General features: G+C 38.2%; 33 protein-coding genes, 2 tRNA genes and 1 other annotated feature. Of the genes, 7 read left to right on the forward strand and 28 right to left on the reverse strand.

The genetic code is table 11. From position 1 onward, the window contains the following. Positions 1-12: 12 nt before the first annotated feature. Complete coding sequence (locus DV434_RS04355) at positions 13-627, forward strand: YfgM family protein (protein WP_118785116.1); 615 nt, start codon at positions 13-15, stop codon at positions 625-627. Positions 628-678: 51 nt separating this feature from the next. Here DV434_RS04355 and iscX read toward each other — a convergent pair whose 3' ends face one another. The 21 genes from iscX to DV434_RS04460 form a co-directional block, all read right to left on the reverse strand. Then, positions 679-873 (reverse strand): Fe-S cluster assembly protein IscX, encoded by a 195-nt coding sequence (gene iscX / locus DV434_RS04360; protein WP_005630102.1) that lies wholly within the window; start codon positions 871-873, stop codon positions 679-681. Next, positions 873-1214 carry an ISC system 2Fe-2S type ferredoxin gene (fdx, locus tag DV434_RS04365; protein ID WP_118785117.1) on the reverse strand — a complete coding sequence of 114 codons (342 nt, stop codon included), beginning with the start codon at positions 1212-1214 and terminating at the stop codon, positions 873-875. The genes iscX and fdx overlap by 1 nt, the downstream gene beginning before the upstream one ends. Before the next feature lie 40 nt (positions 1215-1254). Further along, entirely contained in the window at positions 1255-3114 is a 1860-nt protein-coding gene (gene hscA / locus DV434_RS04370; RefSeq protein ID WP_118785118.1) for a Fe-S protein assembly chaperone HscA, read from the reverse strand. An 18-nt stretch (positions 3115-3132) separates the two neighbouring features. Then, positions 3133-3819, reverse strand: a complete 687-nt coding sequence (locus DV434_RS04375; RefSeq protein WP_118785119.1) for a DUF2625 domain-containing protein — start codon at positions 3817-3819, stop codon at positions 3133-3135. Positions 3820-3849: 30 nt separating this feature from the next. After that, entirely contained in the window at positions 3850-4371 is a 522-nt protein-coding gene (hscB, locus tag DV434_RS04380; protein ID WP_118785120.1) for a Fe-S protein assembly co-chaperone HscB, read from the reverse strand. A 12-nt stretch (positions 4372-4383) separates the two neighbouring features. Beyond that, positions 4384-4707: an iron-sulfur cluster assembly protein IscA gene (gene iscA / locus DV434_RS04385; protein WP_005626961.1), complete on the reverse strand. Its 324-nt coding sequence runs from the start codon at positions 4705-4707 to the stop codon at positions 4384-4386. 53 nt (positions 4708-4760) lie between these two features. After that, positions 4761-5144 carry a Fe-S cluster assembly scaffold IscU gene (iscU, locus tag DV434_RS04390; protein WP_005626962.1) on the reverse strand — a complete coding sequence of 128 codons (384 nt, stop codon included), beginning with the start codon at positions 5142-5144 and terminating at the stop codon, positions 4761-4763. Between the two features lie 57 nt (positions 5145-5201). Further along, complete coding sequence (locus DV434_RS04395; protein WP_118785121.1) at positions 5202-6416, reverse strand: IscS subfamily cysteine desulfurase; 1215 nt, start codon at positions 6414-6416, stop codon at positions 5202-5204. A 78-nt stretch (positions 6417-6494) separates the two neighbouring features. Then, positions 6495-6944: a Fe-S cluster assembly transcriptional regulator IscR gene (iscR, locus tag DV434_RS04400; protein WP_118776285.1), complete on the reverse strand. Its 450-nt coding sequence runs from the start codon at positions 6942-6944 to the stop codon at positions 6495-6497. Positions 6945-7000: 56 nt separating this feature from the next. Then, positions 7001-7720 carry a tRNA (cytosine(32)/uridine(32)-2'-O)-methyltransferase TrmJ gene (gene trmJ, locus DV434_RS04405; protein WP_118785122.1) on the reverse strand — a complete coding sequence of 240 codons (720 nt, stop codon included), beginning with the start codon at positions 7718-7720 and terminating at the stop codon, positions 7001-7003. 116 nt (positions 7721-7836) lie between these two features. Beyond that, positions 7837-7912: transfer RNA gene (locus DV434_RS04410), tRNA-Lys, on the reverse strand. Positions 7913-7935: 23 nt separating this feature from the next. After that, positions 7936-8011: transfer RNA gene (locus DV434_RS04415), tRNA-Lys, on the reverse strand. 153 nt (positions 8012-8164) lie between these two features. Continuing rightward, the gene (pal, locus tag DV434_RS04420) at positions 8165-8626 is read right to left on the reverse strand and encodes a peptidoglycan-associated lipoprotein Pal (protein WP_005630091.1); all 462 of its coding nucleotides are present in this window, start codon (positions 8624-8626) and stop codon (positions 8165-8167) included. A 25-nt stretch (positions 8627-8651) separates the two neighbouring features. Continuing rightward, positions 8652-9935: a Tol-Pal system beta propeller repeat protein TolB gene (tolB, locus tag DV434_RS04425; protein ID WP_118785123.1), complete on the reverse strand. Its 1284-nt coding sequence runs from the start codon at positions 9933-9935 to the stop codon at positions 8652-8654. Positions 9936-9976: 41 nt separating this feature from the next. Then, positions 9977-11140, reverse strand: a complete 1164-nt coding sequence (tolA, locus tag DV434_RS04430; RefSeq protein ID WP_118785124.1) for a cell envelope integrity protein TolA — start codon at positions 11138-11140, stop codon at positions 9977-9979. Positions 11141-11154: 14 nt separating this feature from the next. Continuing rightward, positions 11155-11574 carry a colicin uptake protein TolR gene (tolR, locus tag DV434_RS04435; protein ID WP_005634116.1) on the reverse strand — a complete coding sequence of 140 codons (420 nt, stop codon included), beginning with the start codon at positions 11572-11574 and terminating at the stop codon, positions 11155-11157. A 64-nt stretch (positions 11575-11638) separates the two neighbouring features. Beyond that, complete coding sequence (gene tolQ, locus DV434_RS04440) at positions 11639-12325, reverse strand: protein TolQ (RefSeq protein WP_005626973.1); 687 nt, start codon at positions 12323-12325, stop codon at positions 11639-11641. A 17-nt stretch (positions 12326-12342) separates the two neighbouring features. Continuing rightward, a complete protein-coding gene (gene ybgC, locus DV434_RS04445) occupies positions 12343-12753 on the reverse strand; it encodes a tol-pal system-associated acyl-CoA thioesterase (protein WP_005626975.1) in 411 nt (136 codons plus the stop codon). 78 nt (positions 12754-12831) lie between these two features. Further along, on the reverse strand, positions 12832-13125 hold the full coding sequence (gene ybgE, locus DV434_RS04450) for a cyd operon protein YbgE (protein WP_005630082.1): 294 nt from the start codon (positions 13123-13125) through the stop codon (positions 12832-12834). Between the two features lie 110 nt (positions 13126-13235). Beyond that, on the reverse strand, positions 13236-14372 hold the full coding sequence (gene cydB, locus DV434_RS04455) for a cytochrome d ubiquinol oxidase subunit II (RefSeq protein WP_118785125.1): 1137 nt from the start codon (positions 14370-14372) through the stop codon (positions 13236-13238). Between the two features lie 14 nt (positions 14373-14386). Beyond that, the gene (locus DV434_RS04460; protein WP_114909404.1) at positions 14387-15952 is read right to left on the reverse strand and encodes a cytochrome ubiquinol oxidase subunit I; all 1566 of its coding nucleotides are present in this window, start codon (positions 15950-15952) and stop codon (positions 14387-14389) included. 452 nt (positions 15953-16404) lie between these two features. Between DV434_RS04460 and DV434_RS04465 the strand changes: the two genes are divergently transcribed. After that, positions 16405-16689: a DUF5339 domain-containing protein gene (locus tag DV434_RS04465; protein ID WP_118785126.1), complete on the forward strand. Its 285-nt coding sequence runs from the start codon at positions 16405-16407 to the stop codon at positions 16687-16689. A 51-nt stretch (positions 16690-16740) separates the two neighbouring features. Here DV434_RS04465 and ruvB read toward each other — a convergent pair whose 3' ends face one another. The 7 genes from ruvB to aspS all read right to left on the reverse strand — a co-directional run bounded on the left by ruvB (position 16741) and on the right by aspS (position 22443). After that, complete coding sequence (ruvB, locus tag DV434_RS04470; protein WP_009766712.1) at positions 16741-17748, reverse strand: Holliday junction branch migration DNA helicase RuvB; 1008 nt, start codon at positions 17746-17748, stop codon at positions 16741-16743. Positions 17749-17755: 7 nt separating this feature from the next. Further along, positions 17756-18370 carry a Holliday junction branch migration protein RuvA gene (gene ruvA, locus DV434_RS04475; RefSeq protein WP_118785127.1) on the reverse strand — a complete coding sequence of 205 codons (615 nt, stop codon included), beginning with the start codon at positions 18368-18370 and terminating at the stop codon, positions 17756-17758. 62 nt (positions 18371-18432) lie between these two features. Next, positions 18433-19005, reverse strand: a complete 573-nt coding sequence (ruvC, locus tag DV434_RS04480; protein WP_118785128.1) for a crossover junction endodeoxyribonuclease RuvC — start codon at positions 19003-19005, stop codon at positions 18433-18435. A gap of 46 nt (positions 19006-19051) precedes the next feature. Beyond that, a complete protein-coding gene (locus DV434_RS04485; RefSeq protein WP_005645263.1) occupies positions 19052-19792 on the reverse strand; it encodes a YebC/PmpR family DNA-binding transcriptional regulator in 741 nt (246 codons plus the stop codon). Positions 19793-19804: 12 nt separating this feature from the next. Next, positions 19805-20275, reverse strand: coding sequence for a dihydroneopterin triphosphate diphosphatase (nudB, locus tag DV434_RS04490; protein WP_118785129.1), 471 nt, complete (start codon positions 20273-20275; stop codon positions 19805-19807). After that, a complete protein-coding gene (locus DV434_RS04495) occupies positions 20232-20660 on the reverse strand; it encodes a hypothetical protein (RefSeq protein ID WP_118785130.1) in 429 nt (142 codons plus the stop codon). Before DV434_RS04495 ends, nudB begins: the two co-directional genes overlap by 44 nt. 16 nt (positions 20661-20676) lie before the next feature. Continuing rightward, positions 20677-22443, reverse strand: coding sequence for an aspartate--tRNA ligase (gene aspS / locus DV434_RS04500; protein WP_118785131.1), 1767 nt, complete (start codon positions 22441-22443; stop codon positions 20677-20679). 197 nt (positions 22444-22640) lie between these two features. On the opposite strand from aspS, the gene cmoA reads away from it, so the two are divergent. The 5 genes from cmoA (at position 22641) to priC (ending at position 26907) form a co-directional block, all read left to right on the forward strand. After that, positions 22641-23363 (forward strand): carboxy-S-adenosyl-L-methionine synthase CmoA, encoded by a 723-nt coding sequence (gene cmoA / locus DV434_RS04505; RefSeq protein WP_118785132.1) that lies wholly within the window; start codon positions 22641-22643, stop codon positions 23361-23363. A 75-nt stretch (positions 23364-23438) separates the two neighbouring features. Further along, a complete protein-coding gene (gene gloA / locus DV434_RS04510; protein ID WP_005628548.1) occupies positions 23439-23846 on the forward strand; it encodes a lactoylglutathione lyase in 408 nt (135 codons plus the stop codon). A gap of 73 nt (positions 23847-23919) precedes the next feature. Continuing rightward, positions 23920-24609 carry a ribonuclease T gene (gene rnt, locus DV434_RS04515; RefSeq protein WP_118785133.1) on the forward strand — a complete coding sequence of 230 codons (690 nt, stop codon included), beginning with the start codon at positions 23920-23922 and terminating at the stop codon, positions 24607-24609. A gap of 94 nt (positions 24610-24703) precedes the next feature. After that, positions 24704-24825 (forward strand) — a sequence feature (His leader region). Positions 24826-24934: 109 nt separating this feature from the next. Continuing rightward, complete coding sequence (locus DV434_RS04520) at positions 24935-26287, forward strand: Na+/H+ antiporter family protein (RefSeq protein WP_114909414.1); 1353 nt, start codon at positions 24935-24937, stop codon at positions 26285-26287. 32 nt (positions 26288-26319) lie between these two features. Next, positions 26320-26907, forward strand: coding sequence for a primosomal replication protein PriC (gene priC, locus DV434_RS04525; RefSeq protein ID WP_118785134.1), 588 nt, complete (start codon positions 26320-26322; stop codon positions 26905-26907). Positions 26908-26933: the final 26 nt, after the last annotated feature.

The raw sequence follows: 26933 nt of genomic DNA on the forward strand, positions 1-26933 counted from the left end.
AAGGGGAAAAACATGGCTTATTCCATTGAAGAAGAACAAGAGATTAACCAGTTGAAAGACTGGTGGAAAGAAAATGGCAAAACAATTATTGTCGCTTTTATCTTAGGTGTGGGTGGTATGTTTGGATGGCGTTATTGGCAAGCGCACCAAGCAGAACAAATCGCTCAAGCTTCTGCACAGTATGATGCGTTAATCTATTCTGCACAACAAGATGAACAAGCTAAAAAAGCAAATATAGAACAATTTGTGCAAGCTAACAGCAAAACTGCATACGCTGTCTTTGCTTTATTAGATGAAGCGAAAAAAGCGACAGAGAAACAAGACTTTGCAGCAGCAGAAGCAAACTTAAATCAAGCATTAACCCAATCTCAAGATGAAGTATTAACATCTATTATTGCATTACGTCTCAGTGCAGTGCAATTTCAATTGGGTCAATTAGACAATGCTTTAACCACCTTAAACCAAGTGAAAGGCGAAAGCTTTAATGCTCGTAAAGCGATTTTAACTGGCGACATCCAAGTCGCGAAAGGAGATAAAGTTGAGGCTAAAAACAGCTTTGAACAAGCACAACAAAGTGGTAGCCAATTAGAACAACAAATGGCAAAAATGAAATTAAACAATCTTTAAAAAAATAATACCCGCATCAAAGTGCGGGTATTTTTTCAGTCAAATTTCTGATTATTCAAATTCATCCAACCATTTCAATAAAATAGCCTCAAGAATCGCTTCATTTGACTTATTAGGATCGTCATCAAAATCTTCAAGTTCACAAATCCATTTATGTAAATCAGTAAAACGAACGGTTTTTGGATCTAAATCTGGATTACGATCGTAAAGTTCTTCTGCAATTAATTGAGCATCAGTCCATTTCATTAGTGGGCCGCCTCATTGGCATGGTTAATGTTATATTTCGGAACTTCTACCACAAGATCTTCGTCTCCCACTACACATTGGCAAGATAAACGACTATCCATTTCTAATCCCCAAGCCTTATCTAGCATATCTTCTTCTTGATCACTCGTTTCATTTAAAGAATCAAACCCTTCACGGATAATCACATGGCAGGTTGTACAAGCACAGGAGCCATCACAAGCATGATGGATTTCTACTCCAGCATTGTGGGCAACTTCTAATAAGTTATCACCTGCCGCGGCATCAACAACCATACCTTCGGGACAAAATTCTTCATTAGGTAAAAAAATCACTTTTGGCATAACACTTTCCTCAAAATTATTTAATAATCTGACCGCACTTTTACGGTTTTTCAATATCTGACAAATTTTTGCCAGTCAAAGCTTTATTAATCGATACATTCATTCGACGTGCTGCAAATTCTTGGGTAGCAATATCCAAGGCTTTAATTCCTTGCGCGATGGCATCACGATCTGAACCTTGTTTTACATCCATTAATTGTTTTAACACACTTTCAATATGATGAAATTCTTCTGTGCTCAGCAATTCAGCCCCATCTGCTTGTAACGCAACAATTACGCTTTCAATCACTCGATCTGCTTCTACTCGCTGCTCGGCTAATTCACGAGCTTGCAAATCCTCTTGCGCATTATCAAAAGAAGATTTTATCATTGCGGTCACTTCTTCATCGGTTAAACCATAAGAAGGTTTAATTTGGATTGATGCCTGCACTTTTGTCGATTTTTCCATTGCAGTCACACTTAATAAACCATCTGCATCAACTTGATAAGTCACTCGAATATGAGCGGCCCCCGCAGCCATTGCCGGAATACCTCGTAGAGTAAAACGCCCTAAAGAGCGACAATCATTAACTAGTTCACGTTCACCTTGTACAACATGAACGGTCATTGCTGTTTGACCATCTTTGAAAGTAGTAAACTCTTGTGCACGAGCCACAGGAATTGTTGTGTTACGAGGAATAATTTTTTCCACTAATCCCCCCATCGTCTCAATGCCTAAAGAAAGCGGCACGACATCGAGCAACAACATATCAGAGTCAGTTTTATTACCGACTAAAATATCCGCTTGAATTGCGGCACCAAGTGCTACAACTTTATCTGGATCAATGGAAGTGAGTGGTGTTTTACCAAAAAACTCGCCAACCTGTTCTCGTACGTATGGCACTCGAGTTGAACCACCAACCATAACCACCGCTTGTACTTCTTCAGATTCAACGTTGGCATCTTTCAAAGCTCGGCGACAAGTTAGCAATGAACGTTTTACAAGTGAATGAATCAACGCATTAAATTGTTCCCGTGAAATTTCTACTGAAAAATTCATCCAAGAAATCACCGCACTTTTCTCAGTACTTAAAGCAATTTTGGCTTGGCTAGCAAGGGTTATCAGTTCGCGCTGTTGATTTGGGGTTTGTGGTTTTAATTGGGTTTGTTCAACGACCCAATCAGCTATTAAATGGTCAAAATCATCACCACCTAGCGCAGTATCTCCACCCGTGGCTAGAACTTCAAAGACACCTTTTGATAAACGTAAAATTGAAATATCAAATGTACCGCCACCTAAATCATAAACTGCAATAATCCCTTCCTGCCCGCTATCCAATCCATAAGCAACTGCAGCTGCAGTAGGCTCATTCAATAAACGTAATACATTTAGCCCAGCTAAACGCGCAGCATCCTTAGTACTTTGACGTTGAGCATCATCGAAATAAGCAGGAACCGTAATCACAACCCCAGAAAGCTCACCACCAAGGCGTTGTTCTGCAATATGATTTAAACGCGATAAAATATCTGAAGATACTTCAATTGGACTTTTTGGCCCCTGTGCCGTAACAATTAAAGGCAATCCATTTTCACTCGCCACAAATTCATAAGGCAAACTAGAATAACGAGACTGAACATCAGCAAGACTACGACCAATTAGACGTTTTACTGAAATCACCGTATTTTTTGGATCAAGTGAGGCTTGTTCAAAAGCTTCCAAACCAACTTTCTTTTCTGCGACGCCATAATGAACAACTGACGGCACAAGGCTGCGTTCTTGTTCATCATTAAGAATCACGGCTTGCCCACTACGCACGGATGCAACCAAAGAATTGGTTGTTCCCAAATCAATCCCAACGGCTAAACGATGTTGATGCGGTGCAGCAGCTTGTCCTGGTTCTGCAATTTGTAATAATGCCATATGCTATTTTTCTACTGGTTATGCGACGGAATACGCCAAATCAAATTTATTTTTTTCTGCAAAGCTTGATTGGTAATGTGTTTCAATATTGACTTCGTGTTTTTGACGTTCATCAATCGCTATTTTTCTCTCTTCGCTTAAGTCAGGCGAGAATACAAAAATTTGATTACCATCCAATTGTTTCACATCATCTTGCCAATTTTGCCAGAATAGACCTTGATAAAAAGCTTCTAAATCACCATTCAATGCCCAAGCTAAAAATTCTGTATAAGTAAAATTTAAATTATGCCAAGTGAGATCTTTTGGTGAAAAGTAATAAATTTTGCCAAGGTTATCGCCTAACGAACCACCATTTAATGCAAAGTAACCGCCTATCACATCATCTGCAACCAATAAATATTTTGGTTTTTCACCAGACTGACTAAAAGACTTACTAAAATTCCAATCCATCAATCCACGCGGTAATTTAAAACTTCCTGAACCTAAAATACGCAACCAACCATAATGAATTAAAATTCCACCTGTTTCATAAATCACAGCCCCCATTGGTGATGATGTTGGCATTTGCATGGTAAAAAGTTCACGTTCTGCACTTGATTGATCTTTTTTAATGACATAACAATGATTACGTGCACTTTCAATCCATTGGGAAAGTATAGGCCAAGCAGAATTTTCTGGAGATATTAGTTGTTCGAGAGTTTGCATAATATCAAGGGATATTGAGATATAGATCTATTACAGTTCAAAAAGACGTTCTTCTACACGTTCAATTTCTTCAGAAAGTTTACGGGTAAAACGTAATTTATCACACTGTTGAGATGCTTTCGTCCATTGTTGGGATGTCAGACTCTCAGAAAGTGCGGTCAATAATAACTGAGTTTCTTGTTTAATTTCTTTTGCAAAAGCATTTAATGCTTCTTCATCTTTCTGATCTTCAAGTTCTTCTAGTTGTTCTCGCCACTGTAACTGTTGCATTAAAAACGCCACATCTTGCGTACTTTTTTGTTCAAGATCGAACTGTTCACCCGTATTAAGAGCAATGATAGCTTCTGCTCGTAAAATTGGGTCTTTTAACGTTTTTAAGGCATCATTCACTTCGGTGGATTTTTGCATCGCAACGCGTTGTTCTAACGCACTACTTGATACAAAATTATCAGGATGTAGAGCCTTTTGTAATTCTAAATAACGTGTATTTAGCGCCTTCTCATCTAACTGAAAATCAACAGGTAAATCAAAAATTTGAAAAGGATTTAACATCAGATTATTACCTTAAACATGGAAACTTTCACCACAGCCACAAGATTCTTTTACATTTGGATTATTGTATTTGAAGCCTTCATTTAAGCCTTCTTTCACATAATCCAACTCAATACCATTGAGATAAACTAAGCTTTTTGGATCGACAATAATATTCACACCATGTTGTTCAAAAACTTGATCTTCTTCATTTAAGACATCAACAAACTCAAGCACATAAGCTAAGCCAGAACAGCCTGATGTTTTCACTCCTAAACGCAAACCAATACCTTTGCCACGATTATCCAAAAAAGCTTTCACTCGTTGAGCGGCTTTTTCTGTTAATGTAATACTCATATATCCCCCAAAACCACTAAAAGTGCGGTCAAAACCGACCGCACTTTTTCATATTATTCGCCTTTTTTGGATTTGTAATCAGCAATTGCCGCTTTAATTGCATCTTCTGCTAAAATGGAACAGTGTACTTTCACTGGTGGCAATTCTAACTCTTCTGCAATTTGGCTATTTTTGATAGCACCTGCTTCTTCTAAAGATTTACCTTTCACCCATTCGGTAATTAATGAGCTAGATGCAATAGCAGAACCACAACCATAAGTCTTGAATTTTGCATCTTCAATAATGCCGTTATCATTTACTTTAATTTGTAACTGCATTACATCGCCACAAGCTGGCGCCCCCACCATGCCAGTACCAACATTGCTATCTTTTTTATCCATAGAACCCACATTGCGTGGATTTTCATAATGATCGATTACTTTTTCGCTATAAGCCATTTTAACTTTCCTTTTTTAAATCCTTGAGAAACGCCATTTAATAATAGCAGTTAAATCCTAGTGAGCTGACCACTCAATTGTACTAAGGTCGATGCCTTCTTTAAACATATCCCATAATGGCGATAATGCACGAAGTTTTTCTACCGCACTTTTCACTAAATTAATGGTGTAATCAATTTCTTCTTCAGTGGTGTAACGACCCAGTGTGAAACGAATTGAACTGTGTGCCAATTCATCATTTAAACCAAGTGCACGTAATACATAAGACGGCTCTAAGCTAGCTGATGTACAAGCAGAACCAGAAGATACTGCAATATCACGCAATGCCATCATTAAAGATTCACCTTCAACATAGTTAAAGCTAATATTTAAATTACTATCTAAACGGTGCTCCATTGAGCCATTTACGTAGGTTTCTTCAATATCTTTTAAGCCATTATATAAACGATCACGAAGAGCTTTTAAACGTGGCATTTCTGTTGCCATTTCTTCTTTTGCAATTCGATAAGCCTCGCCCATTCCCACGATTTGGTGGACAGGTAATGTACCTGAACGCATTCCGCGCTCATGACCACCGCCATGAATAATCGCTTCTAAACGAATACGTGGTTTACGACGAACGTATAACGCACCAATACCTTTAGGTCCATAAAGTTTATGGCTAGACATAGATAATAAATCAACTGGCAGCTCTTCCAAGTTAATCGCAACCTTGCCCACACTTTGAGTTGCGTCCACATGGAAAATCGTTTTATTTACACGACAAAGCTCACCAATAGCTTTAATATCTTGCAACACGCCAATTTCATTATTGGCATGCATAATTGAAACTAAAATAGTATCGGGACGAAGTGCGGCTTTAAATTTCTCTAAATCAATTAAACCATCAGACTCGGGTGATAAATAAGTCACTTCAAAACCTTCACGCTCTAATTGACGACAAGTATCTAAAACGGCTTTATGCTCGGTTTTGCAAGTGATGATATGCTTGCCTTTAGTTTGGTAAAAATGCGCAACACCCTTAATTGCAAGGTTATCTGATTCTGTCGCACCAGAAGTAAACACAATTTCACGAGAGTCGGCACCAATAAGATCCGCAATTTGATTACGAGCCACATCAACCGCTTCTTCTGCTTGCCAACCAAATTTATGCGAGCGAGAAGCTGGGTTACCGAATGTACCGTCAATGGTTAAAAATTCCATCATTTTTTTTGCAACACGCTCATCCACAGGACAAGTTGCTGCATAGTCTAAATAAATAGGTAATTTCATTTTTCACTCCTAAATCATTCTAAATTTGACCGCACTTTTAATGCATTTTGCACTGTACGGACTACTTTCCTTTATTGATTAACAATTAATTAAATTCTCAAAATCGCTATGAGTTTGGCGTTTTGACTCACGTTTACTCACCAATTCAGCCAAAGTAATTTCATTGAGAAAACTTTCAATGCGATTACTCAGATCTTCCCACAATGTATGAGTTAAACATTCTACGCCATTTTGACAATTTCCACGACCAAGACATTTTGTCACATGAATATTTTCATTTACCGCTGAAATAATCATTCCCACTGAAATTTGATCACTTGGTAAACCTAGCTGATAACCTCCACCAGGTCCACGAACACTTTTTACTAATCCATCACGACGTAATTTAGCAAAAAGTTGTTCTAAATAAGATAACGAAATATGTTGACGTTCAGAAATATCTGCAAGGCTCACAGGACCTTTTTCTGCATTTAAAGCGATATCTAAAACCGCAGTGACTGCATAACGACCTTTCGATGTAAGTTTCATAAAGTGTTCCTAAAAAGTGATGTTGCAATATTTACATATCCTACTAAATCAGTCAATTAATCTAAATCAAGATCAATTCGTTTTTCGACCGCACTTAGCATGCCATTTAAAATATTTAATTCATTTTTTTCAAGTTGAGCGCGATAATATAAACGCTTTAATTTATGTATAACACCTTGATTTTGAATGAATCCTAGTGACTGATATACACGCTCAGTATACTCAAAAAAATAAGCGAGTTGTTCTGCGGTTGGATAGTTTTGTTCTATTAAAGAAAGTGAATTTTCCTTCTTATCTTGAGCTAAAAATGCCATGCGCAATTCATAGCTTACCAACTGTACCGCCATTGCCAAATTTAAAGAAGAATAATCAGGATTAGCTGGGATATTCAAATGGTAATGACATTTCAACAACTCTTCATTCGTTAATCCAATGCGTTCACGACCAAACACAATAGCTATCTTGCCTTCATGCGCTACAACTTTCTCCGCGCATTCTCGAGGCTCGATCAAGGTACTTTGTAAATGACGTAAACGAGCACTTGTTCCAATCACCAAAGAGCAATCATCGACGGCTTCATCAAAACTATCGACAACTCTAGCATTTTTTACAATATCTTCTGCACCAGCTGAAAGAGCATAAGATTGTTCATCAACAGATTTTGGTGAAACAAGACAAAGCTGGGTCAATCCCATTGTTTTCATTGCTCTAGCAGCAGAACCAATATTACCGCTATGCGAAGTCTCAATTAAAACAATACAAATATTTTCCAACATAATGATGCCCGACTAAAATTTAAGGATATTCTACCACAATAACCGCTAAAAATAGTCAAGAATTTAAGCAAATTAAAGAAATTTAAAATATTAGAGATGAATAATAAAAATAAGAATGGTGGGTTGTGAGAGGCTCGAACTCTCGACCGACGGATTAAGAGTCCGCTGCTCTACCAACTGAGCTAACAACCCAACTGGACAACTAAATCAGAGAGTGGTGGGTCGTGAAGGATTCGAACCTTCGACCAACGGATTAAAAGTCCGCTGCTCTACCGGCTGAGCTAACGACCCACTGTGTTGATGAATTAATGATAGCGCATTTGTTTTAGAATCAAAAGAATAAATTCATTCTTTCAAGCTAATTGATTAAATTACAAACGATGAAAACAAAACAGGATCCAATAAAAATGGATCCTGTTTTTCAAGTATTAGAAATACTAAGAATTAGTACGCTAACACTGCACGACGGTTTTTAGAATATGCAGCTTCATCGTGACCTAATACTGCAGGTTTTTCTTCACCGTAAGATACTGTGCCTAATTTACCAGCATCAACACCTTTACCAGCTAAATAACCTTTAACTGCATCTGCACGACGTTGACCTAACGCGATGTTGTATTCTGGTGTACCGCGTTCGTCAGTGTTACCTTCTACTAATACTTTAGCAGCTGGAGTTGCATTTAAATATGCTGCGTGAGCATCTAAGATTTGAACGTATTCACCTGTGATGTCATATTTATCAAAACCGAAATATACGGTGTTATAACGTTGTTGAAGATCAGCAACAGAGTATCCGCCAAAAGTTTGGCCTGCACCATTACCTGCAGCATCGTTGTTAGATGAACTACAAGCAGCTAATGCAGCTACAGAACCTGCAACTAATAATGATTTAACAAATTTGTTCATTAGATTTCTCCTCAATGAGTTTTCTTTATTTAGTTAAGTATGGCGACCAAGCAGGAAATTTCACTTGGCCATTACTTCCTGGAAGGCTCGCTTTGAAGCGACCATCTGCAGAAACTAATTGTAGCACCTTTCCTAAGCCTTGTGTAGAGCTATAAATAATCATAATTCCATTTGGTGAAAGACTTGGACTTTCGCCTAAGAAAGATGTACTAAGTACTTCTGATGCACCAGATGTAAGATCTTGTTTAACAACATTATTGTTTCCATTAATCATCACAAGGGTTTTGCCATCAGCGCTAATTTGTGCACTACCGCGACCACCAACCGGTGTTGCACCACCACCGTTTGCACTCATACGATAAACTTGTGGTGAACCACTTCTATCGGATGTAAATAAAATTGAGCTACCGTCTGGAGACCAAGATGGTTCTGTATTATTACCTGCACCACGAGTTAATTGAGTTGGAGCTCCGCCGTATGAGCTCATCACATAAATATTTAATGATCCATCCTGTGAAGAGGCAAAGGCTAAACGTGAACCATCCGGAGAGAATGCAGGAGCACCATTATGTCCAGGGAAAGAAGCCACCACTTTACGAGCACCAGAATTTAAATCTTGTACAACAAGTTGTGATTTTTTATTTTCAAAGGATACATATGCTAAACGTTGACCATCAGGAGACCAAGCTGGTGACATAATAGGCTGAGAACTACGATTTACGATAAATTGATTATAGCCATCGTAGTCTGCAACACGCACTTCATAGGGTTGTGAACCGCCATTTTTTTGCACAACATAAGCAATACGAGTTCTAAAGGCACCACGGATCGCAGTTAATTTTTCAAACACTTCATCACTAACAGTATGAGCACCATAGCGTAACCATTTATTTGTCACTGTATAGCTATTTTGCATTAATACCGCCCCTGGCGTACCTGATGCACCAACGGTATCAATTAATTGATAAGTAATACTATAACCATTACCAGATGGAACAACTTGTCCGACCACAATTGCGTCAATGCCAATATTAGACCAAGCTTCAGGATTTACTTCAGCTGCTGAAGTTGGACGTTGGGGCATCTGAGACTCAGCAATAGGATTAAATTTACCACTGTTACGTAAATCATCAGCAACAATTTTGCTAATATCTTCCGGTGCAGATCCGGCAAACGGCACAACAGCTATAGGACGTGCACCATCAACCCCTTCATCAATTACAATGCGAACTTCATCATCTGCGAATGCATTGCTTGCAACAGCAAGTACAATCGCTAATACGCTCACTAAACGTTTTAATAATTTCATTTTGTTACCTTTAAAATTTAACAATAAATTTTTCTAAAGAATTATCGAATATCAAAGTCAATAATTGGCGATTTATATTTTTCATAAATTTCATCTGATGGCGCAGCTGGAACTTTTTTCGTTCTAGCAACCGCACTTAATGCTGCTGTACAAATATCATCAGGGCCTGAAATTTTTTGATATCCCAAGATTGTTCCATCTCGACTTAATTGAATTTTAATACGACAAACTTTTCCTGCAAAACTTGGATCTTTTAAGAAACGACGTTGAATCTCTTTCTTAATCACTCCAGCGTATTGATCTCCTACTTTGCCACCATCGCCAGAACCAAGCGCAGCACCGCTACCTTGAGTTCCACCTTTATTCGCATTTCCGCCTTTAGATGCACTACCGCCACCAATATCTCCGCCATTTAAGAAATCATCTAAACTGGCTTGGTCCGCTTTTCGTTTTGCTGCATCCGCTTTAGCTTTAGCATCTGCAGCAGCCTTAGCTTTCGCCTCTGCATCAGCTTTTGCTTTAGCATCAGCTGCGGCTTTAGCTTTTGCATCGGCTTCAGCTTTTGCCTTAGCGTCAGCAGCGGCTTTAGCTTTTGCATCGGCTTCAGCTTTCGCTTTAGCCTCTGCTTTTGCCTTGGCTTCAGCTTCTTGTTTTGCTTTTTGTGCTGCAAGTTCTGCCGCTTTAGCTTTCGCCTCTTCTTCAGCTTGTTTTGCTGCTGCAGCTAAACGTTTAGCCTCTGCATCTGCTTTTAATTTTGCAGCTTCAGCCGCTTGTTTAGCTTTTGCCTCTTCAGCTTGTTTCTGTTTTTCCAACGCTTCTTGACGAGCTTGCTCTTGTTGTTTTTTTATTTCTTGCTGACGTTGCTGTTCTTGCTGACGTTTTAACTCTTCTTGTCGTTGAACTTCCTGTTGACGCTTAATCTCTTCTTGATTAGGTTGTAGCGGTTTTTCTTCAACAACGGGTTCTGGACGTTTCTGTTTATCCGCTAGCCCTTTTTTCTGTTGTTGAATTCTACCCCATTCTTGCGCTGCTGAGCCAGTATCGACCATTACTGCCCCCATAGCATCACCATCACCTTCTCCACCACCCATAATTTCAACTGTATGGTAGAAAGAGCTGACAATCAACAATCCAAACAAAACAAGGTGCATCACTATAGAAATAACAAATGCATTTGCGCCTTTTTTTTGTCGATTATTTTGCACGGTTACCTACTTAGTTAAATTGGGTTTGTCATTAAACCAACAGATTTAATTCCAGCAAGGTGGAGCAGATTAAGTGCTTTAATCACTTCTTCATAGGGAACTTCCTTAGCTCCACCCACTAAAAATAGTGTGTTATTATCTTTATCAAATTCTTGTCGAGATAACTGTGTCACCATTTCTTCCGTTAACCCTTCTTGACGTTCTCCGCCAATAGAAATCGCATATTGTCCAATCCCTGAAACTTCAAGAATCACCGGCACTTTATCTTCATTAGATACATTTTGACTTTGCACAGAATCCGGCAATTCCACTTGTACGCTTTGGCTAATAATTGGTGCTGTTGCCATAAAGATCAACACAAGCACTAACAATACATCCAAAAACGGGACAATATTAATTTCAGATTTAATATCTTTACGCTGACGACGAGCCATAATTCAAATCTCTCTTATTTTTCACCGCACTTAACGAAATAGTGCGGTGTATTTTTTCTATATTTTAGTGTGGTGCTTTGCCGAAAGCTTGGCGATGTAAAATCGTCGTAAATTCATCAATAAAGTTACCGTAATTCTGTTCGATAGCATTCACGCGTAAACTTAAACGGTTATAAGCCATTACAGCCGGAATAGCAGCAAACAAACCGATTGCAGTAGCAATCAAAGCCTCAGCGATACCAGGAGCAACCATTTGTAAAGTTGCTTGTTTAGCACCACTTAATGCCATAAATGCGTGCATGATACCCCAAACGGTTCCGAATAAACCAATATAAGGGCTAACAGAAGCTACTGTAGCCAAAAATGGGACGCGACTTTCAAGACTTTCAACTTCACGATTCATTGTAAGATTCATTGCTCGCGTAGTTCCTTTAATAATCGCCTCAGGCGCATCTGGATTCACTTGTTTCAAGCGAGAAAACTCTTTGAAACCAACAAAGAAAATTTGCTCACTACCCGTTAAAATATCACGACGATTTGATAATCCTTCATATAGCTTATTCAAATCTTCACCAGACCAGAAACGGTCTTCAAAAGTATTCGCTTCTTTTAAAGCAGCCGTTAAAACTCGGCTACGTTGAATAATAATTGCCCAAGAAATAATTGAGAATGAAATCAAAATCACAATTACAAGTTGAACAACAATACTTGCTTTTAGAAAAAGATCTAAAAAATTCAATTCTGCAGTCATTGCATACTCCGAAAAGTTTATTTTAGGTTGTAAAACGCAGCTTTTACTTCTTTAGGAAGAGCCACGGGTTTCATATTGCCAAGATGAACACTGGCTACCTTGACTGTAGCCTTTGATAACATCACCGTATCACGCATAAGTCGTTGCTCAAAAAGGATTGTTGCGCCTTTTATCTCTATGACATCTGTTTCTACCGTGAGTAAATCATCCAATTTTGCCGCAACGCAATAATCAATAGCGAGCGATTTGACAACAAACGCAAGTTGTTGTTCTTGTAATAAAGTTTGCTGCGTAAAATTTAACGCTCGCAAATATTCTGTTCTAGCCCGCTCAAAAAAATGCAAATAACGAGCATGATACACAACGCCACCAGCATCAGTATCTTCATAATATACTCGAACGGGAAGATAGAAGGTTTTTTCTGACATTATTAAGCTTTGCCCACCGCAATAGGTCGGATATTTTAGAACCTGTTTTTTAGATAAGCAATATGCCGAAGAAAAAAATCATCCTCGTAAATAAAAATGCTCTACAGCACTAATAAATATAATGATATAAGCGATATAAGGTAAGAAAATTAGTTTCCAAATTACACTTTTAATTTCAAATCCGATTCCATGAATCCAAACCGTAATCAATCCCCAAAAGATCATCAAAATCCACCAAGGAGAATCATTTCGTAACAACGTTGAAAAATTATCAATATTAAAGAAAAATACGGCTGTTAGTCCTAGCGCTAAAATAAATGAAAGGGTTCGAAACGAACCCTTATTAATTAATTGATAGAGTGAATGAATCATATTACTCGTCAAATTTGCCTGCTTTTTCTTTGCCAATGGTTAATTTTGCACTGGCAAATATAGCTAATAACACACCCACTACCCAAATTACATATAACATATTAATCTCCTTAGTATAATGAGTGTTTATTTTCATCAATGAAATTTGCATCTAAGCGACCAAACATCTTTGAATAAGACCAAATGGTATAAACCAAAGAAATAGCCACAAAGATAAGTGCAAAAATCAACATTAATGTTAATGTTAATTCACTTGAAGTTGCATCCCACATTAACAAACTCTGTTCAGGGTGTGAGCTTGAAGGCATCACAAATGGGAACATAGATACTGCAGCAGTAATAATTACACCGGCCATTGTTAATGCAGAGAAAAAGAATGCGAAACCACAACGATTAGCTTTAGAAAATGCCGCATTTAATAATGCAGCGACTACTGCTAATGCAGGGAAAATCCAAAGAATTGGCATTTCATTGAAATTTCTAAACCACGCACTAGTTTCAACAGCAACTTCTTTATTCATTGGAGAAGATGGCGCGTAGTGATCCACAACACTCGTTACTACATAACCCTCTTTAAAGTATAACCATGCTCCAGCTAATACAAACGCAATTAAAGTGACAATCGCACCGATTTGGCTCACTGAGCGAGCGCGATCACACAATTCTTCGGTTGTTTTCATTTGTAACCAGTTCGCACCGTGAGTTACAAGCATTGATAAGCTAATAACACCACACAATAATGCAAATGGATTTAATAATTCAAAGAATGAACCAGTATAAGTGACTTGAGTCAATTCGTTGAAATGGAATGGAACACCTTGTAATAAATTACCAAAAGCCACACCAAATACTAATGATGGAACAAAACCACCTGCGAATAGTCCCCAATCCCAAACAGAACGCCAAGTCGGGTTATCAATTTTTGCACGATATTCAAAACCCAATGGGCGTAAGAATAACGCAGCTAAAACCAATACTAAAGCGATGTAGAAACCTGAGAATGAAACTGCATATACAATTGGCCATGCCGCAAATACTGCGCCGCCTGCAGTTAACAACCAAACTTGGTTACCATCCCAATGTGGGGCAATAGAGTTGATCATAATACGGCGTTCCACTTCTTTTTTACCTGTTACAGGTAAAAGTGCAGTCACGCCCATATCAAATCCATCAGTTACAGAGAAACCGATCAATAATACAACGACTAACACCCACCAAATAAAACGTAGAAATTCATAATCAATCATAATTCATCTCCTGCTTATTTAGATGATTGTTCAAAGTAGTATTTGCCGGTTTTTAACGCACTAGGACCCAAACGCGCATATTTAAACATCAAATACATCTCAACAATAATGAACGCAAGATAAAGCGCACAAATTAAACCAATAGAGAACCATAAATCGCCAGTACTTAACTGAGACGCCGATACCCCAACAGGTAAAACTTCATAAATTGCCCATGGTTGACGACCAAATTCAGCTAAGAACCAACCAAATTCAATCGCTAAGAATGGCAATGGAATACTCCAAAGCAATGCTTTAAGTAATAAGCGAGAAGAAGTCACTTTGTTACGTAAATTCTGAACAAATGCACCGAAAGCTAATAAGATAATTAAACCACCAGCCGCTAACATACCACGGAAAGCCCAGAAGTTAGGACCTACATTTGGAATAGTATCACGCGCAGCTTGTTTAATTTGTTCCTCAGTCGCATCAACAATATTATTTGTGTAGCGTTTTAACAATAAACCGAAACCAAGATCTTTTTTAACTTCATTAAATTGTGCTTTTGTTTCTTCATTTACTTGGCCATTTGCTTTTTTCTCAGCCTTTAATTGAGTAAACAATTCATAAGCATGAATACCGTTACGTACACGATTTTCATTTAATAATTGAAGATCTTTCAAGCCAGTAATTTCTTTATCTACAGAGCGAGTAGCAATTAAACCACCAAGATAAGGAATTTCAATCGCAAAATCATTTTTCATTTCTGTCGAATTAGGGATTGCGACTGGATGGAATGGTGCTGGAGCTGCATGAGTATCAAACTCAGCTTCCATTGCAGCCAATTTCACAGGTTGTGCTTTACCGATGTCATAACCTGATTCATCACCCATAATTAATACAGCTGATGCAGCAATAAAACCAAATGTTGCCGCGACAGAGAATGAACGTTTAGCAAAACCAATATCGCGACCTTTTAATAAATAGAATGCGCTGATACCTAATACAAACATTGCACCGGTTGTATAACCTGCTGTTAATGTGTGTAAGAATTTACTTTGCGCAACTGGATTTAACCAAAGATCTAAGAAGCTGGTCATTTCCATACGTACTGTCTCAAAATTAAATTCTGAGCCAGCTGGAGACTGCATCCAACCATTAGCAACTAAAATCCACATTGCAGATAAGTTCGAACCGAAAGCTACACAATATGTAGCAAGTAAGTGTTTACCTTTAGTTAAACGATCCCAGCCAAAGAAGAATAACCCCACAAAAGTTGATTCTAAGAAAAAGGCTAGTAACGCTTCAATCGCTAATGGCGCACCAAAAATATCACCTACATAATGAGAATAATAAGACCAGTTAGTACCGAATTGGAATTCCATAATGATACCTGTGGTCACCCCAAGGGCGAAGTTAATACCAAATAACTTACCCCAGAATCTTGTCATATCTTTATAAACTTCTTTGCCTGTCGCTACATAAATGGTTTCCATAATCACAAGGACGAATGACAAACCTAATGTCAGCGGCACGAAAATGAAGTGATACAACGCAGTTAAAGCAAACTGCAAGCGAGAAAGGTCAACAACGTCCAACATTCTCAACTCCTCTGTATAAACAACATTAGTTCCAATGATGATTAAAAAGGCAAAGCCTTAAATAATCCCTAATCACTCAACTCCAATCAGCTAAGCTTAAATTGGTTTATCTACATAATCATTCTCAAATAGTTAAAAAACACCAATTATTATAGAGATAAGCCAAATTGGCGGGTATTCTACTACTAAATACAAGGATAAAAAACAGTAAAAACGATATCTAGATCACATTTTTGACATAAGACATAAAATACCTATTATTTATTAAAGATAATTTAATTGATATAAATCAATTTTGCTATTTTTTGTACAAAAATATACGTTACACGTGATCCTTATCACAATTTACAACAATAAATGACTTCAAAAGCTAGACATACTAAGTATATTTTGCTATTTTCCTGCCTAGTTTAATTTTTAGATTTCATAATAAAGAGAAACAAGGACTTAAAATGAAAAAAACATTCCTTATTTTAACCGCACTTTTCTCTACTGTATCAACCTCTACTTTAGCATCAAATATTCTGCCACAACAATGTGAACAACTATTTAAAGAAACAGAGAATTTGATTGCGCAAGCAGAAAAACAACCTGGCACACATACACAGGTAGGAAAAATTAAAAATAAGTTAAACCAAAGTAAACAACAAATTCTTCAAATGGAATTAGCGACTCAGTTAAAAAGTTGTGAAGTGGGTTTAGCAAAATTAAGTAACTTGAAAAGTTATAGTGAGTAATTAAAAAAGCCTTATTGAGTACAATAAGGCTTTTTTAGTGGTTAAATTTATCTAGTCTGATAATTTCTGCAGACCGAAATGGCGATAAGTTTGCGATGTTGCGATACGGCCACGCGGCGTTCTTTGTAGAAACCCCTGTTGAATCAAATAAGGCTCTAACACATCTTCAATGGTATCGCGTTCTTCACCGATTGCAGCAGCAAGATTATCCAGTCCTACTGGCCCGCCGTCAAAACGTTCAATAACTGCAGACAATAATTTTCTATCTAAATAATCAAAACCGGCATCATCTACATCCAGCATAGAGAGCGCTTGTTTTGCCACATCTACCGAAATTACTCCCCCATTACGCACATCTGCATAATCACGCACGCGTCGTAATAAACGGTTTGCAATTCGAGGCGTACCTCGTGAACGACGAGCCACCTCGAAAGCGGCTTGTTGTTCTAATTCAAGATTTAAACACCCCGCACTTCTTGCAACGATAGATGTTAAATCTTCTACAGAATAAAATTCCAAACGTTGCACAATACCAAAACGATCACGCAATGGCGAAGTCAACGAGCCAGCTCTAGTCGTTGCGCCAACCAAAGTAAAAGGTGGCAAATCTAATTTAATAGAACGAGCGGCTGGCCCCTCACCAATCATAATATCCAATTGATAGTCTTCCATTGCTGGATAAAGAACTTCTTCAATAGCAGGGGAAAGTCGATGAATTTCATCAATAAATAACACATCATGCGGTTCAAGATTGGTTAGCATTGCGGCTAAATCTCCCGCTTTTTCCAATACAGGTCCTGATGTCGTACGAATATTCACGCCCATTTCATTTGCCACAATATTAGCAAGTGTTGTTTTTCCCAAACCTGGAGGGCCAAAAATCAATAAATGATCCAAGGCATCTTGACGTAGTTTGGCTGCCTTGATGAAAATATCCATTTGCTCGCGCACTTGCGGCTGCCCAACATAATCTGCTAATAATTTCGGACGAATAGCGCGGTCAATAACATCTTCATCAAGTTTAGCTTGCCCGCTAATAATTCTATCTGCTTCAATCATGTCTAACCTACAGTGCGGCTTTTAACGCTTCGCGGATAACTTGTTCACTGGTTAATTCTGGCTTAGCAACTCGTTTCACCATTTTTTCTGCTTCTGAAGGTTTATAACCTAAAGCAATCAAGGCTGAAATAGCTTCATCAGATGAATTTTCTACACGCGATTCAATAGATGGAACTGACGGAATATGAGTACTTTCTACAAAGAAATCGCTTTGTTTTACGCCTTTAAATTTACCTTTGAGCTCAACTAACAAACGTTCAGCTGTTTTTTTGCCAACTCCTGGAATTTTGGTGAGTTTAGAAAGCTCTTCTCTCTCTATCGCATAAGCAAATTGTTCGACCGACATGGCGGATAAAATCGCTAAGGCTAATTTAGGCCCCACCCCATTTGTTTTAATTAATTCACGAAATAAAGTGCGGTCTGTTTTCTGGGCAAATCCAAAGAGTAAGTGAGCATCTTCCCGAACAACAAGATGGGTGAATAAAGTAGTTTCTTGTCCAATTTCTGGTAAATCATAGAAACTCATCATAGGCAAAAGCAATTCATAGCCTACGCCTTGCACATTGAGTAAAATTTCTGGAGGTTGTTTTTCTAAAAGAATGCCTTGTAAGCGACCGATCATAATTCTTCCGAATGATAAAAAACTTAACGCATAGAATAAAATAAAACTGGACGAACATCCAGTTAAATTTTTAATCTAAAGCGTCCTCGGCTATATCTGGTCTTTAAAAGTGCGGTCATTTTTTCTTGCGTTTCTGTTATTTTCACAGAATTGGCAATATGTAAAGAATGTTGAATAGAATGCGCATGTGTAATCGCGATAGCCAACGCATCCGCGGCATCGGCTTGAGGTTTATCTGATAACTTCAAAATACGAGTCACCATTTCTTGCACTTGCACTTTATCTGCCGAACCAATGCCCACAACCGTTTGTTTGACTAAACGTGCGGCATATTCAAAAACTGGTAAATCATGATTTACAGCTGCAACAATCGCCGTACCGCGAGCCTGCCCGAGTTTCAAAGCCGAATCCGCATTCTTCGCCATAAACACTTGCTCAATCGCAAACATATCAGGTTGAAATTGAGTGATGATTTCAGTTACGCCAGCATAAATGCGTTTCAAACGGGTTGGTAAATCTTCAACTTGAGTACGAATTGCGCCACTACCAAGATATTCTAAATGTCTTCCTGTTTGACGAATCACACCATAACCAGTTACGCGAGAGCCGGGGTCAATACCTAAAATAATGCTCATAATTTCTATAAAAAATGGGTAATTAAATTACCCATTTATTGCATTATTAAAGTTGAGATGCCACTTCGTCACTGATTTCACCATTGTGATATACATTTTGTACGTCATCACAATCTTCCAACATATCAATTAAACGAAGTAATTTTGGTGCAGTTTCAATATCAAGATCAACGGTTGTTGATGGAATCATCGTTACTTCAGCTTCTTGTACTTTAAAGCCAGCTGCTTCAATGCCATCACGCACTGAACCTAAATCTTCCCAAGCAGTATAGATTTCAAATGAACCATCATCTTGTGGTTGAATATCGTCAGCCCCCGCTTCTATAGCCGCTTCAGTTAACGCATCTTCATCTGCTTCTGCGATTAAGATTAAACCTTTTTTGCTGAATAAGTAACCCACAGAGCCTTCTGTTCCTAAATTACCGCCACATTTGGTAAAACTTGGGCGAACCTGTGAAATGGTGCGGTTTGCATTATCACTTAAACATTCAACCATAACCGCTGTACCGCCTGGGCCATAACCTTCATAGATTTTGGTTTCCATATTGGTATCATCGCCACCGCCTACACCACGATCAATAGCGCGATTGATAGTATCACGCGTCATATTGTTGCTAAGCGCTTTATCTACTGCTGCACGTAAACGCGGGTTAGCACTCACATCACCACCACCAATTTTAGCTGCAGTAACAAGTTCACGAATTAATTTAGTAAAAATTTTACCGCGTTGTGCATCTTGTGCTGCTTTGCGGTGTTTAATATTAGCCCACTTACTATGGCCTGCCATGTTGTTTTCCTTCTATTTATCTTTAAGAATATATTTTCTAATTGCTTCCGCATTATTGGAAGATTTTGTCATTTGGATTGCTTTTTCAGGGGAAACCCATTGGTATGCCAAATGCTCACTTAATACTGGTTCGAATTCTTGCTCCATTGCCAATAAAAACCAATGTTCACGGCAATGCGTTACATTCGGTGCGTATTTATATCGGAAATGTGGAAAAATTTCAAATTCTATGCTCTCATTGCAATCAAAAAGTGCGGTGGAATTTTCCGAAATATCTAACCGCACTTCTTCCCAAAGCTCACGAATTGCTGTGTTTTTTGGTGTTTCACCACGTTCAATGGTACCCGTAACAGACTGCCAAAAATCAGGATCATCCTGGCGTTGGAGCATTAAAACTCGGTTTGTATCTTTAGTGTAAATTACAACGAGAACAGATTGATTATTTTTGAACTTCACCACTTTTTGAAGTACTAAAATATTCATTTACTGCAGGTTGGTATAACAAAATAATAGAAACAATGAATAAAATTATTGGTGCAACCCTTCCAATTAATGCTGGTGGATATCCATTTGCATTATAAACAGAATAACCTATGGCAAATATTTCAAAAAAAATATAAAGAATCCGCCCACTGTTCTTACCGTTAAGCATTAATAAAGCTGGAATAGCCGAGACTATAACACCTATGTTCATCATAATTAAAGATTCTAATTCTAGATTCGTAAAACCTAAAAAATAATTCAATAAAATATTCGTTAAGATCATAAAAAGATTGATCAAAAAATAATAACTAACTACTGTAACAACAGCTGGTCTTTTCATTCCATTTTCTCCACAAAAATGCGGCCAAATCTGACCGCACTTCATTCCTAATATTCCAAACTTATTCTGCTTTAACGACAGAAATTGCCAACTCTTCCAACGCCTGTGGATTTGCAAAACTCGGTGCTTCGGTCATTAAACAAGCTGCTGCCGTAGTTTTCGGGAAAGCAATTACATCACGAATGTTTTCCGTGCCTGTTAAAAGCATGGTTAAACGGTCTAAACCAAATGCTAAACCTGCATGTGGCGGTGTACCGAATTTTAATGCATCCAATAAGAAACCGAATTTCTCGCGTTGTTCTTGTTCATTGATACCAAGAATGCGGAATACCGTTTGTTGCATTTTTGGATCGAAAATACGGACGGAACCACCACCCACTTCATAGCCATTAATAACCATATCGTAAGCATTTGCTACCACATCGGTTGGATTAGCTTCTAATTGTTCTGGCGTAAAATCTTTTGGTGAAGTGAATGGGTGATGCATTGCAGCAAGATTACCTTCATCATCACGTTCAAACATAGGGAAATCAATTACCCAAAGCGGTTGCCATTCATCTAAACGAGTTAAGCCAAGATCACGACCTAATTTCAAACGTAATGCGCCCATTGCATCAGTGGTGGTTTGCCATTTATCTGCACCGAAGAATAAGATATCGCCAGTTTGAGCTTTTACGCGTGCAGCTAAGGCTTTCCACACATCTTCATTTAAGAATTTCGCAATCGGGCTTTGTACGCCTTCAAGGCCAGCATTAATGTCATTTACTTTCGCCCAAGCCAAACCTTTTGCACCGTAAATACCAACAAATTGTGTATATTCATCAATTTGTTTACGAGTGATTTCAGTACCATTTGGTACACGAATCACTGCCACACGGCCGTTTGGATTGTTTGCAGGCTCATTAAATACTTTAAATTCAACATCTTTAACGATATCTGCCACATCGACTAGTTCAAGCGGGTTACGCAAATCTGGTTTATCTGAACCAAAACGAGTCATTGCTTCTTGCCAGGTCATCTGTGGGAATTTACCTAAATCCACACCAATGATGTTTTGCCATAAACCGTGTACCATGCGTTCCATGATCTCACGTACTTCTGGCGCAGTTAAGAAAGAGGTTTCCACATCGATTTGGGTAAATTCGGGCTGACGATCTGCACGTAAGTCTTCATCACGGAAACATTTCACAATTTGATAATAACGATCAAAACCAGACATCATTAGAAGCTGTTTGAAAAGCTGTGGTGATTGCGGCAACGCATAGAATTTGCCTTTATGTACACGACTTGGCACTAAATAGTCACGCGCACCTTCTGGCGTTGCTTTGGTAAGCATTGGGGTTTCAATATCAAGGAAACCATTGTCATCCATAAAACGACGTACAAAACTGGTGATTTTTGCACGGGTTTTCAAACGTTGTGCCATTTCTGGACGACGTAAATCTAAATAACGGTATTTTAAACGTTGTTCTTCGGTGTTATTTTGGTTGAAGTCTAATGGTAAAACGTCAGAAGAGTTGTAGATGCGTAATTCTTTCGCTAACACTTCCACTTCACCCGTCGCCATATTTTTATTAACTTGATTGTCAGGACGCGCGATCACTTCACCTTTAATTTGAATACAAAATTCATTACGTAAGCCTGAAGCTGCTGTCAATGCATCTTGATATTTCGGATCAAAACAAACTTGCACAATGCCATCACGATCGCGCATATCAATAAAAATCAAGCCACCTAAATCACGACGGCGGTGGACCCAACCGCTTAATGTTACATCTTGTCCGATATTGTTACGGTTTAATGCTCCGCAATAATGTGTACGCATCATATTCAATTCCTTAACTTTCTATAAAAATGGAAAAATACTGCAGAATTATACGGAAAAAGGTGCGTCTTTTAAATCTTAAACGGAAATTTATTTGACCCCTTGAAAACTTTCCTTAAAATGACCGCACTTTTTAAATATTTTCTAATCTGTAGGGTGTGGAAAGTTGAAAAACACACATCCCGCACACAATGTAAACCATGAAAGATACTATTTTTTCCGCTCCCATTGAAAAACTCGGTGATTTTACCTTTGATGAAAACGTTGCCGAAGTCTTTCCAGATATGATTCAACGCTCCGTACCTGGCTATTCCAACATTATTACTGCAATCGGAATGCTGGCAGAACGTTTCGTCACCGCTGATAGTAACGTTTATGATCTTGGTTGCTCAAGAGGGGCTGCCACACTTTCCGCTCGTCGAAATATTCATCAACCAAACGTAAAAATTATTGGTATCGATAATTCTCAACCTATGGTTGAACGTTGTCGCCAACATATTGCGGCGTATCATAGTGAAGTACCTGTAGAAATTCTCTGTGACGATATTCGTCATGTTGAAATTAAAAATGCCTCAATGGTCATTCTGAACTTCACCTTGCAATTTTTACCGCCTGAAGATCGCATTGCATTGCTTACTAAAATCTATGAAGGTTTAAATCCAAATGGCGTGCTCGTGTTATCAGAAAAATTCCGTTTTGAAGATACTAAAATTGATCATTTACTCATTGACTTACACCACCAATTCAAACGAGCCAATGGTTATAGCGAACTTGAAGTGAGTCAGAAACGCACCGCACTTGAAAATGTAATGCGTACAGATTCTATCGAGACACACAAAGTGCGGTTAAACAACGTAGGATTTTCACAAGTAGAACTTTGGTTCCAATGCTTTAATTTTGGCTCAATGATTGCAGTTAAATAATTCATAACAAATTTATTTAATTCAACTTTTTTGTGGCATAATGCCCGCACTTTTTATCACAAAAGGATTAAACCGATGCGAATTTTACACACTATGTTACGCGTGGGCGATTTAGATCGTTCAATCAAATTCTATCAAGATGTTTTAGGTATGCGCTTATTACGCACCAGTGAAAACCCAGAATACAAATATACGCTGGCTTTTTTAGGTTACGAAGATGGTGAAAGTGCGGCAGAAATTGAATTAACATACAACTGGGGCGTAGATAAATATGAACATGGCACAGCATATGGACATATCGCTATCGGCGTGGATGATATTTATGCAACTTGTGAAGCCGTTCGTGCAAGCGGCGGTAACGTTACTCGCGAAGCAGGGCCAGTTAAAGGTGGCTCAACCGTCATTGCTTTTGTTGAAGATCCGGATGGTTATAAAATTGAATTTATCGAAAACAAAAGTACTAAATCTGGTTTAGGCAACTAAAGTGCGGTCAATTTTTATTGTATTTTTAATAACGTAGGGATTCCTACGTTATTTTATTTTTAAGAGATAGATTATGTCCGATTCTCAAGAAATCCCTTATCACAACCAATTAAAAAATCGCTTTCGTGGCTATTTCCCCGTCATTATTGATGTTGAAACTGCAGGTTTTGATGCAAAAAAAGATGCGTTACTCGAACTGGCTGCCATCACATTAAAAATGGATGAAAACGGTTATTTGCATCCTGATCAGAAATGCCATTTTCATATCGAGCCTTTTGAAGGAGCAAATATTAATCCAGAGTCCTTGAAATTTAATGGCATTGATATTCACAATCCATTACGTGGCGCAGTGTCTGAACTCGATGCAATCACGGGGTTATTTCAAATGGTGCGCAGAGGACAAAAAGATGCAGATTGCCAACGTTCTATCATTGTGGCGCACAATGCTGCTTTTGACCAAAGTTTTGTGATGGCTGCCGCTGAACGTACCGGTGTAAAGCGTAATCCCTTCCATCCTTTTGGCATGTTTGACACGGCAAGTTTAGCAGGCTTGATGTTTGGTCAGACTGTTCTCGTTAAGGCCTGTCTTGCTGCTAAAATCCCGTTTGATGGGAAGCAAGCGCACTCTGCGCTATACGACACCGAACGTACAGCGGAATTATTCTGTTATATGGTCAATCATTTAAAAGATTTAGGTGGCTTTCCCCATATTTCTCAAATAGATGAAACAGAAAAAACAGTAGGAAATCAGACCGCACTTTAAAAAACTAAAAAAAGTGGTTGCAATCGTTTTATTTTTCCAGTAGTTTAAAAGCAATTCTTATTTGGAGATAAAAAATGAACATTATCCGTCGTCACCATCATCACCATTCAACTGAATAATCTTTCAGGTTTTTGGTGTGCTTGGAAGATTTCTTCCGAGCTGACAGGATAATAAAAATCTTACCCCTCGGAAGGCAACTTTCGAGGGGTTTTGTTTTATCACAACACAGGAGTCATCAATGCAACGACATCATCATTATTTATTCGACAATCAAAAATTTTAAAGTAAAGTATTCATCATTTAATAATTCATAAGGAAAAATACAATGTTAACAAATCCCGTTGTTATTTCGATTATCGTTTTACTAGCACTAAGTTTGCTACGTATTAACGTGATTATTGCATTAGTTATTGCCGCACTCACTGCAGGACTCTGTGGTGGTCTAGGTTTAAGCAAAACAATTGAAACCTTCACCGGAGGTTTAGGTGGTGGCGCAGAAGTCGCAATGAACTATGCAATGCTTGGTGCGTTCGCGATTGCGATTTCTAAATCAGGTATTACCGATTTAATTGCCTATAAGATCATCACTAAAATGAATAAAACACCAAGTTCCAGCAACTTAACTTGGTTTAAATATTTAATTTTTGGTGTATTGGTATTATTCGCCATTTCTTCACAGAACTTACTTCCTGTACACATTGCTTTTATTCCAATCGTCGTGCCGCCGTTACTTTCTATTTTTAATCGTCTAAAAATAGACCGTCGCGCTGTAACCTGCGTACTTACATTCGGCTTAACCGCAACTTATATGTTACTTCCTGTTGGCTTTGGTAAAATCTTTATCGAAAGTATTTTGGTAAAAAATATCAATCAAGCTGGGGCTGCTCTAGGTTTACAAACAAATGTGGCTCAAGTATCCCTCGCGATGTTATTACCCGTAATTGGTATGATTTTAGGGTTGCTCACCGCAATATTCATCACTTATCGCAAACCAAGAGAATATGATGTAACTATTCAAGAGCCAACCACAAAAGAAATTGAAGCGCACATCGCAAACATAAAACCAAAACAAATCACTGCAAGTTTAATCGCCATTGTAGCGACCTTCGCAACACAATTAGTGACAAGTTCAACTATCATTGGCGGTTTAATTGGCTTAATTATTTTCGCACTATGTGGCATTTTCAAACTGAAAGAAAGTAATGATATCTTCCAACAAGGTTTACGTTTAATGGCTATGATTGGATTTGTTATGATTGCAGCATCCGGTTTTGCTAATGTGATTAATGCCACAACGGGCGTAACAGATTTAGTTCAAAGCTTAAGTAATGGTGCGATTCAAAGTAAAGGTTTGGCCGCATTCTTAATGTTGCTGGTCGGATTGTTGATTACAATGGGAATTGGTTCATCATTCTCAACTGTACCAATCATTGCTTCTATCTACGTGCCACTTTGTTTATCTTTTGGTTTCTCACCATTAGCCACTGTTTCAATCGTTGGTGTTGCGGCTGCATTAGGAGACGCCGGTTCCCCTGCATCTGACTCCACCTTAGGTCCAACATCAGGTTTAAATATGGATGGTAAACACGACCACATTTGGGACTCTGTTGTACCCACTTTCCTGCACTACAATATTCCATTATTAGCGTTTGGCTGGATTGCAGCAATGTACCTTTAACGATTATAATCCCCCGAATTGGGGGATTTTTTATGGCCATTCAACAACTTATCCAGCTCTTAGATCAAAAAGTTCAACAACTTTATCAAGCTCATTTATCCAAACGAGAAGAAAAAATCTTCGCCAAATTTGACCGCACTTTGTTTAGTGAAAATGGACAAAATGTTTCCTTTTATCTAAAGGAAATCAATCAAACGCTAGATAGAATAAAGACATTAGAATCTAACAATCTTAATCACTATAATTTTCTGGCCGAGCGTTTACTCGCCCAATGTTCCGTTCTTTCGGAAGCTTTAACTCGCAAGAATACTCACCTAACAGCACCCCAAACAACAACGAAACAAACCATTCAAAAATCTCAACATAGCATTCATAAATTGCCGCCAAGAGAACGGTTGGAAAAATACTATGAAGCATTAGAACGCTTGAATAAGCTTTATCAACAACATAAAGATTTAGCGCAAGCAGAAAAAAATAATGATGAAAAAATACGTTATGCTCAACTTGCGGAAGGTTATAAAAAACGCCAGCAAAAATGCCAAGAGGCAATCGATCTTTTAGAAGAATATTTGGTGTTTAAAGAAGAAATGGAAAACCGTGAAAATACGGAAAATAGATGATGAGAAATAAAAACTAATTCTCTCGA

Origin of the sequence: Haemophilus haemolyticus (assembly GCF_003493685.1) — a bacterium.
GTDB lineage: Bacteria > Pseudomonadota > Gammaproteobacteria > Enterobacterales > Pasteurellaceae > Haemophilus > Haemophilus haemolyticus_O.

Bases quoted from the DNA above. Each gene is read 5' to 3' on its own strand.
- DV434_RS04355 (WP_118785116.1), top strand. From the start codon at position 13: ATGGCTTATTCCATTGAAGAAGAACAAGAGATTAACCAGTTGAAAGAC.
- iscX (WP_005630102.1), bottom strand. From the start codon at position 873: ATGAAATGGACTGATGCTCAATTAATTGCAGAAGAACTTTACGATCGT.
- fdx (WP_118785117.1), bottom strand. From the start codon at position 1,214: ATGCCAAAAGTGATTTTTTTACCTAATGAAGAATTTTGTCCCGAAGGT.
- hscA (WP_118785118.1), bottom strand. From the start codon at position 3,114: ATGGCATTATTACAAATTGCAGAACCAGGACAAGCTGCTGCACCGCAT.
- DV434_RS04375 (WP_118785119.1), bottom strand. From the start codon at position 3,819: ATGCAAACTCTCGAACAACTAATATCTCCAGAAAATTCTGCTTGGCCT.
- hscB (WP_118785120.1), bottom strand. From the start codon at position 4,371: ATGTTAAATCCTTTTCAAATTTTTGATTTACCTGTTGATTTTCAGTTA.
- iscA (WP_005626961.1), bottom strand. From the start codon at position 4,707: ATGAGTATTACATTAACAGAAAAAGCCGCTCAACGAGTGAAAGCTTTT.
- iscU (WP_005626962.1), bottom strand. From the start codon at position 5,144: ATGGCTTATAGCGAAAAAGTAATCGATCATTATGAAAATCCACGCAAT.
- DV434_RS04395 (WP_118785121.1), bottom strand. From the start codon at position 6,416: ATGAAATTACCTATTTATTTAGACTATGCAGCAACTTGTCCTGTGGAT.
- iscR (WP_118776285.1), bottom strand. From the start codon at position 6,944: ATGAAACTTACATCGAAAGGTCGTTATGCAGTCACTGCGGTTTTAGAT.
- trmJ (WP_118785122.1), bottom strand. From the start codon at position 7,720: ATGTTGGAAAATATTTGTATTGTTTTAATTGAGACTTCGCATAGCGGT.
- pal (WP_005630091.1), bottom strand. From the start codon at position 8,626: ATGAACAAATTTGTTAAATCATTATTAGTTGCAGGTTCTGTAGCTGCA.
- tolB (WP_118785123.1), bottom strand. From the start codon at position 9,935: ATGAAATTATTAAAACGTTTAGTGAGCGTATTAGCGATTGTACTTGCT.
- tolR (WP_005634116.1), bottom strand. From the start codon at position 11,574: ATGGCTCGTCGTCAGCGTAAAGATATTAAATCTGAAATTAATATTGTC.
- tolQ (WP_005626973.1), bottom strand. From the start codon at position 12,325: ATGACTGCAGAATTGAATTTTTTAGATCTTTTTCTAAAAGCAAGTATT.
- ybgC (WP_005626975.1), bottom strand. From the start codon at position 12,753: ATGTCAGAAAAAACCTTCTATCTTCCCGTTCGAGTATATTATGAAGAT.
- ybgE (WP_005630082.1), bottom strand. From the start codon at position 13,125: ATGATTCATTCACTCTATCAATTAATTAATAAGGGTTCGTTTCGAACC.
- cydB (WP_118785125.1), bottom strand. From the start codon at position 14,372: ATGATTGATTATGAATTTCTACGTTTTATTTGGTGGGTGTTAGTCGTT.
- DV434_RS04460 (WP_114909404.1), bottom strand. From the start codon at position 15,952: ATGTTGGACGTTGTTGACCTTTCTCGCTTGCAGTTTGCTTTAACTGCG.
- DV434_RS04465 (WP_118785126.1), top strand. From the start codon at position 16,405: ATGAAAAAAACATTCCTTATTTTAACCGCACTTTTCTCTACTGTATCA.
- ruvB (WP_009766712.1), bottom strand. From the start codon at position 17,748: ATGATTGAAGCAGATAGAATTATTAGCGGGCAAGCTAAACTTGATGAA.
- ruvA (WP_118785127.1), bottom strand. From the start codon at position 18,370: ATGATCGGTCGCTTACAAGGCATTCTTTTAGAAAAACAACCTCCAGAA.
- ruvC (WP_118785128.1), bottom strand. From the start codon at position 19,005: ATGAGCATTATTTTAGGTATTGACCCCGGCTCTCGCGTAACTGGTTAT.
- DV434_RS04485 (WP_005645263.1), bottom strand. From the start codon at position 19,792: ATGGCAGGCCATAGTAAGTGGGCTAATATTAAACACCGCAAAGCAGCA.
- nudB (WP_118785129.1), bottom strand. From the start codon at position 20,275: ATGAATATTTTAGTACTTCAAAAAGTGGTGAAGTTCAAAAATAATCAA.
- DV434_RS04495 (WP_118785130.1), bottom strand. From the start codon at position 20,660: ATGAAGTGCGGTCAGATTTGGCCGCATTTTTGTGGAGAAAATGGAATG.
- aspS (WP_118785131.1), bottom strand. From the start codon at position 22,443: ATGATGCGTACACATTATTGCGGAGCATTAAACCGTAACAATATCGGA.
- cmoA (WP_118785132.1), top strand. From the start codon at position 22,641: ATGAAAGATACTATTTTTTCCGCTCCCATTGAAAAACTCGGTGATTTT.
- gloA (WP_005628548.1), top strand. From the start codon at position 23,439: ATGCGAATTTTACACACTATGTTACGCGTGGGCGATTTAGATCGTTCA.
- rnt (WP_118785133.1), top strand. From the start codon at position 23,920: ATGTCCGATTCTCAAGAAATCCCTTATCACAACCAATTAAAAAATCGC.
- DV434_RS04520 (WP_114909414.1), top strand. From the start codon at position 24,935: ATGTTAACAAATCCCGTTGTTATTTCGATTATCGTTTTACTAGCACTA.
- priC (WP_118785134.1), top strand. From the start codon at position 26,320: ATGGCCATTCAACAACTTATCCAGCTCTTAGATCAAAAAGTTCAACAA.